This is a genomic window from Wohlfahrtiimonas larvae, assembly GCF_002006755.1.
Lineage (GTDB): Bacteria > Pseudomonadota > Gammaproteobacteria > Cardiobacteriales > Wohlfahrtiimonadaceae > Wohlfahrtiimonas > Wohlfahrtiimonas larvae.
In genome coordinates this window covers 1-1,144 of sequence record NZ_MVDO01000188.1, presented here as the reverse complement: position 1 = coordinate 1,144, position 1,144 = coordinate 1, and the positions used below count along the sequence as shown (strand labels likewise).

Annotated in this window: 2 protein-coding genes; both read right to left on the bottom strand. The window is 38.7% G+C overall.

The window, feature by feature from the left end; genetic code table 11:
- On the bottom strand, positions 1 to 241 hold a 241-nt coding region (locus BZK14_RS10225; protein ID WP_143691444.1), incomplete at its 3' end, for a phosphorylase family protein.
- Between the two features lie 184 nt (positions 242 to 425).
- A partial coding sequence (locus tag BZK14_RS10220) for an amino acid--tRNA ligase-related protein (RefSeq protein ID WP_342742241.1) occupies positions 426 to 1,144 on the bottom strand: 719 nt, incomplete at its 5' end.

Below are 1,144 nucleotides of genomic sequence, written 5' to 3'. Positions count from 1 at the left end.
CAGCGCTACCAATATTAATCACTTCGGTTGGCTTAAATTCTTTCAACAAAATCGCCGCAGTGTACGCTGCATTTGCTTTGCCAATGCCAGATTTTGCTACTACAATATTCTGTCCGCCCAGCTGCCCTTGATGAATCTCTACGCCATCCACGATACCTTTAACAACCAATGCCATGCGAGCAACCAATGCGCTCACCTCTTCATCCATTGCACCAATGATGACTTTAACTGAATTTGCCATAATTTACCCTTTTAAAAAATTTTAATCTTATAGCCCATGCAACCGAATATCATCACAAACCTCACTACTCTATACGAGTAGCAAGATTTATATTGCATGAGTTTTTAAAAAATTAAGCTAATTTCCCTATTATAAACAATACCTGAAAAAAAAAGCTTTAGTTTTCACTAAAGCTTTTCTTGAATTATTCTGCTTTATTTCGCATGTGTGGGAATAATAACACGTCTCGGATAGATGCTGCATCCGCAAAAATCATCACTAATCGGTCGATCCCGATACCCTCACCTGCTGTTGGTGGTAAACCATATTCTAACGCCGTAATAAAATCTTTATCCAAGTGCATTGCTTCATCATCACCAGAATCTTTCTCAGCCACTTGAGCCATGAAACGCTGATATTGATCTTCAGCATCATTCAACTCTGAATAACCATTACCTACTTCACGACCGCCAATGAAATACTCAAAGCGATCTGTAATCATTGGGTTCTCATCATTCTTACGTGCCAATGGTGAAACCTCTGAAGGGTATGCTGTGATGAATGTTGGTTGCATTAAATTCTCTTCAACCTTTTCATCAAACACTTCCATCAAGATTTTACCCCAACCATCAGAATCTTTGTATTTAATGTGAATGGAATCAGCCAAAGCTGCAACACCTTCACGTATATCTAAATCAAAGTTTTTAGCTTCTGGGTAATGATGAACAATCGATTCTTGAACCGTCATACGAACTGCTGGCTTACTAAAGTCTAAAGTCAAACCTTGATAAGGCACACTTGTTGAACCCACAACTTCTTTTGCTAAAGTTGCCATGAGCTCATCAGTGAAATCCATCATATCTTTATAGTCAGCATATGCCCAATACCATTCAACCATTGTGAATTCTGGATTATGGCGAGTTG